The 4815-nt window shown below is 71.7% G+C and carries 5 protein-coding genes; all 5 read right to left on the bottom strand.

Going from position 1 to position 4815, the window contains the following annotated elements; genetic code table 11:
* Positions 1 to 631: SGNH/GDSL hydrolase family protein (locus AOK24_RS30905; protein ID WP_055723338.1), on the bottom strand; the 631-nt coding region annotated here is incomplete at its 3' end.
* A 139-nt stretch (positions 632 to 770) separates the two neighbouring features.
* Complete coding sequence (locus AOK24_RS30900) at positions 771 to 1784, bottom strand: hemolysin family protein (RefSeq protein WP_055723337.1); 1014 nt, start codon at positions 1782 to 1784, stop codon at positions 771 to 773.
* The gene (locus tag AOK24_RS30895) at positions 1781 to 3115 is read right to left on the bottom strand and encodes a hemolysin family protein (RefSeq protein WP_055723336.1); all 1335 of its coding nucleotides are present in this window, start codon (positions 3113 to 3115) and stop codon (positions 1781 to 1783) included. The genes AOK24_RS30900 and AOK24_RS30895 overlap by 4 nt, the downstream gene beginning before the upstream one ends.
* A 168-nt stretch (positions 3116 to 3283) precedes the next feature.
* The gene (locus AOK24_RS30890) at positions 3284 to 3706 is read right to left on the bottom strand and encodes a GNAT family N-acetyltransferase (protein WP_055723335.1); all 423 of its coding nucleotides are present in this window, start codon (positions 3704 to 3706) and stop codon (positions 3284 to 3286) included.
* A gap of 7 nt (positions 3707 to 3713) precedes the next feature.
* Entirely contained in the window at positions 3714 to 4640 is a 927-nt protein-coding gene (locus AOK24_RS30885) for a TIGR03621 family F420-dependent LLM class oxidoreductase (RefSeq protein WP_055723334.1), read from the bottom strand.
* Positions 4641 to 4815 lie beyond the last annotated feature (175 nt).

The following is a 4815-nucleotide window of genomic DNA, read 5'->3' as shown; positions in this document are numbered from 1 at the left end:
GAGTGGGCGGGATGGGGGCGTGCCAGTCCGGGAACTGCGGGGTGTGGCCCAGGGTCTGCCAGACCGCCTCGGCGACGCGGCGGTGGCCGTCGGCCGTGAGGTGGAGGCGGTCCACGTCCCAGGAGCGGGGGTCCGCGAGGGACGGGGCGCCGTAGAGGTCGACCACCAGCGCGTCGTGCTTCGACGCCAGGTCGTCCACGCAGGCGAACAGCTCCTCCATGCGGGGGCGGAAGCGTTGGAGTACGGGGCCCTCGCGGCCGGGGCTGCGCATCAGGACCAGGTGTTTGCAGCTCGGCGCCAGGCGTTCCACCGCCTCCGTGAGGAGGTCCTTCACGCGGACCATGTCGCACTTCGGGCGGAGCGTGTCGTTCAGGCCGCCGACCAGGGTGACGACGTCGGCGCCCATGCCGGCCGCCACGGGCACCTGCTCCTCGACGATCTGGCCGATGAGCTTGCCGCGAACGGCGAGGTTGGCGTAGCGGAAGCCGGGGGCCTCGGCGGACATGCGGGCCGCGAGGAGGTCGGCCCAGCCTCGGTAGGTGCCGTCGGGGAGGAGGTCCGACATGCCCTCGGTGAAGGAGTCGCCGACCGCGACGAGGCTGCCGTACGGGGGAGTGGGTTGTGTCTGCATGGCGTCAGCGATCGTAACCCCGTGCGATACCGAGCGGTCGGTCACCCCGGTGCCCGGGGCAACCGACCTTGCCGGTGCGGTTCGATGTCGGATCAGCGGATTGTCGTACCGACACCACTCGCCATACCGGCCCGACCCCTCACGCCCGCTGCCCGAACAACTCCCTCAGCACGTCCTCCATCGTCACCATCCCGGCCAGCCGCCCGTCCTCCCCCATCACGGCCGCCAGATGCGTACGACTGCCCCGCATCGCCGTCAGCACATCGTCCAACGGCGTGGCCTCCCGCACGCGCGCGATGGCCCGCAGATCCCGCAACCGGAACGGCATGTCCTTGGGAGACGCGTCGAGCGCGTCCTTGACGTGCAGATAGCCGACGATCCGGCGCCCCTCGTCGACGACGGGGAAGCGGGAGAAGCCGGAAGAGGCGGACAGCGACTCCAGGCCCTCCGGCGTGACCCCCACGCGCGCGTAGACGACGCGTTCCAGCGGCAGGACGACGTCCCGCACCGGACGGCGCCCGAGTTCGAGCGCGTCGTGGAGCCGCTCCTGCGCGCGGTCGTCGATGAGACCGGCCTCCCCGGCGTCCTTGACGATCTGCGCGAGCTCGGCGTCGGAGAAGGTCGCGGTCACCTCGTCCTTGGCCTCGATGCGCAGGAGTTTCAGCAGCGTGTTGGCGAAGGCGTTGATCGTGAAGATGACCGGCCGCAGCGCGCGCGAGAGGGTCACCAGGGGCGGCCCGAGGAGCAGCGCGCTGCGCACGGGTTCGGCGAGGGCGATGTTCTTGGGCACCATCTCGCCGAGCAGCATGTGCAGGTAGGTCGCGAGGACCAGCGCGATGACGAACGACACCGCGTGCCCGGCGCTCTCCGGGACGCCCACCGCGTGGAACACCGGCTCCAGCAGATGCTCGATGGCGGGTTCCGCGACGACACCGAGGACCAGCGTGCACAGCGTGATTCCGAGCTGAGCGGCGGCCATGAGCGCGGAGACGTGCTCCAGCCCCCACAGCACACTGCGCGCGCGCCGGTCACCCTGTTCGGCATACGGCTCGATCTGGGACCGGCGTACGGAGATCAGCGCGAACTCCGCGCCGACGAAGAAGGCGTTGACGACCAGGGTCGCCAGGCCGATCAGCAACTGGATCGCGGTCATCGTCCCTCCTCCGCTTCCTCGTCCTCGTGCGCGGGCGCGTGCAGCAGGACGCGCGCGGCACGGTGCCCGGCGGCGTCGACGACGTCGAGGCGCCACCCGGCGACGTCCAGGCTGTCGCCGACGGCGGGAATGCGCCCCAGCTCGGTCGCCACGAGCCCCGCCAGCGTCTCGTACGGCCCCTCAGGGGCCCTGAGGCCGACGCGGGCGAGCTGATCGGTACGGGCGGCCCCGTCGGCCGAGTAGAGGGCGCGTCCGGCCTTGTCGGTGCCCGCGGGGGCGAGGTCGGGCGTCTCGTGCGGGTCGTGCTCGTCGCGGACCTCGCCGACGACCTCCTCGACGATGTCCTCCAGCGTCGCGACGCCCGCCGTACCGCCGTACTCGTCGATGACGACGGCCATCGTGCGCTTGCCGGAGAGGCGGTCCAGGAGGCGGTCCACCGTCAGGGACTCGGGGACGAGGAGCGGCTCGCGCATGATCTCGGCGACCGACACGCGCGCGCGGCGCTCGGCGGAGACGGCCAGCGCGTCCTTGATGTGGACCGTGCCGACGACCGAGTCGAGGTTGCCGCGGTAGACGGGGAAGCGGGACAGGCCGCTCGCGCGGGTCGCGTTCGCGACGTCCTCGCAGGTCGCCTGCGCCTCCAGGGCCATCACCTGCACGCGCGGGGTCATCACGTTCTCCGCGGACAGGTCGGCCAGGTTCAGCGTCCGCACGAACAGCTCGGCGGTGTCGGCCTCCAGGGCGCCCTCCTTCGCGGAGTGCCGGGCCAGCGCGGCCAGCTCCTGCGGCCCGCGCGCGGCGGCCAGCTCCTCGGTGGGCTCGACGCCGAAGAGGCGCACGATCCGGTTCGCCGTGTTGTTGAGATGCGTGATGAACGGCCGGAACCCGGCGCTGAACCAGCGCTGCGCGTTCCCGACGCTCTTCGCGACCGCCAGCGGCGAGGAGATCGCCCAGTTCTTCGGCACCAGCTCGCCGACGACCATCAGGAACACGGTCGACAGCCCCGTACCGATCACCAGCGCCACCGACCGCGACGCCCCCTCGGACAGCCCGGCCGACTCCAGCGGGCCGGAGAGGAGCTTCGAGATCGACGGCTCGGCCAGCATGCCGACGATCAGGTTCGTGACGGTGATGCCGAGCTGGGCACCGGAGAGCTGGAAGGTCAGGTTCCGTACGGCCTTCAGGGCGCCGGAAGCGCCCCGCTCGCCGCGCTCGACCGCCCGCTCCAGCTCGCTGCGCTCGACGGTGGTCAGCGAGAACTCGGCGGCGACGAAGGCACCGCACGCGAACGACAGCAGGACCGCCACCAGCAGGAGGAGCACTTCGGTCATCGGGTCACCTCCGTCCCATGATCGGGCAGGGCGGGGAGGAACGCGCGATGTCGGGTACCGGGAGATCGGGTACTGGGAGGCTCGCCCATGGGCGGACGCTCACACCTTTCGTCGGAGTCGGAGAATGCACAGTCTCCTCAAGGGTAAAGGATGAGCAAAGCTGCCTGGCTAGGCCAGGGGCTTCACCCACCGCCGCCACTTCTCCTCCGGCGAGTACCCCGCCGCCGCCCAGGCATGGTGCGCCGTCTCGTTGCGCGTCAGCACCATCGCGTCGCCCCGGCGCCCGCCCAGCCGTACGAAGCGCTCCTCGGCGGCGGCCAGCAGCGCCGACCCGATGCCCTGGCGGCGGCGCGCGGGGTCGACGGCGAGGCGGTACAGGTGGCAGCGCCAGCCGTCGAACCCGGCGATCACCGTGCCGACCAGCTCACCGCCGGACTCGGCCAGGATCAGCGCCTCCGGATCGCGGGCGACCAGCCGCTCGACGCCCGCCCGGTCGTCGCTGATGCTCGTCCCCTCGGCGGCGCTCTTCCAGAAGGCCAGCACGGTGTCGAGGTCCTCGGGCGACGCGGCCCTTATGTGCAGATCAGGCATACGGCGATCACAGCACGCCGGGCACCCCCTCGACGGACATTCCAGCATCCGGACGGCCCTGGGCCGCCGGCTCCCGGCCCTGGAGGTCCGCCAGCACCGGCCCGAACGCCTCCATGAACGCCTCCAGGACCGTGAAGTACGTGAACCCGTACCGCTCCCGCAGCGCCCGCACCTTCGCGCCGATCTCCTCCCGCGACCCGATCAGCAGGATCGGCAGCGCGAGCGCCCGCTCGGCGGTGAGCCCCGGTATGCGCTCCAGCAGCGGCTGGACGGCGCCCTCCGGGTCGTCCGTGACGACGACCTGCTGCACCAGCAGGTTCCGCTCCGCCGGTTCCTCGCGCCCGGACGCCAACTCCTCGTACCTCGCCACCCGTTCGTCGAGTTCCTCCGGCGACAGGGGCGTTATCTGCCCCGTCGCGCTCCCCTCGACCACGCGCGCGCCCGCGAAGGCGACGACGTCCGCCTGCTCCGCCGCCAGCCGCAGCATGCGGTTCCCGTTGCCGCCGATCAGCAACGGGACCTGTACGCCGCCGTCCTGACGCTTCTTCAACTCCTCCACCGTGCGCCCCAGATGGCTCACCCGCTCGCCCGGCGAGCCCCACGGGAGGCCCGCCTCCTCGTGCTCCGCCTCCACGTACCCGGCGCCCAGGCCCAGTTCGAGCCGGCCGCCGGTCAGCGCGGCCGTCGTCGCCACCTCGCGGGCCAGCAGCACCGGGTTCCAGAAGCCGGTGTTGAGGACGAACGTGCCCACCCGGGGCCGCGTCGTCGACTCCGCCGCCGCGACCAGCGACGGGAACGGCGCCGGCATCCCCAGGTGGTCCGGGACCAGCAGCACGTCGTACCCCAGCTCCTCGGCGCGGCGGCACTTGGCCCGCCACGCGTCGAGCGGAGTGGGTTCCAGCAGGTTGACCCCGAAACGGAACGGACGCGTCATGAACTCCCCCTGTTCGAAAGCGACTTGTTCGTGCACACAAGCTGCAAACAAGTTGTCGTCAAGCGACCTGAACGGTCATCCGCATCCCATCATTCGTGCGCGATCGCCGCCAGTACGTTCATCCGAGACGCCCGCAGCGCCGGCAGCAGCGCCGCCACCACCCCGACCACCGCCG

It is taken from the genome of Streptomyces niveiscabiei, from assembly GCF_001419795.1.
Taxonomy (GTDB): Bacteria; Actinomycetota; Actinomycetes; order Streptomycetales; family Streptomycetaceae; genus Streptomyces; species Streptomyces niveiscabiei.
This window is presented reverse-complemented; position numbering and strand designations above follow the sequence as displayed.

What these genes read in the sequence shown, in the direction of transcription:
- AOK24_RS30900 (WP_055723337.1), bottom strand. Translation starts at nt 1,784, where the DNA reads ATGACCGCGATCCAGTTGCTGATCGGCCTGGCGACCCTGGTCGTCAAC.
- AOK24_RS30895 (WP_055723336.1), bottom strand. Translation starts at nt 3,115, where the DNA reads ATGACCGAAGTGCTCCTCCTGCTGGTGGCGGTCCTGCTGTCGTTCGCG.
- AOK24_RS30890 (WP_055723335.1), bottom strand. Translation starts at nt 3,706, where the DNA reads ATGCCTGATCTGCACATAAGGGCCGCGTCGCCCGAGGACCTCGACACC.
- AOK24_RS30885 (WP_055723334.1), bottom strand. Translation starts at nt 4,640, where the DNA reads ATGACGCGTCCGTTCCGTTTCGGGGTCAACCTGCTGGAACCCACTCCG.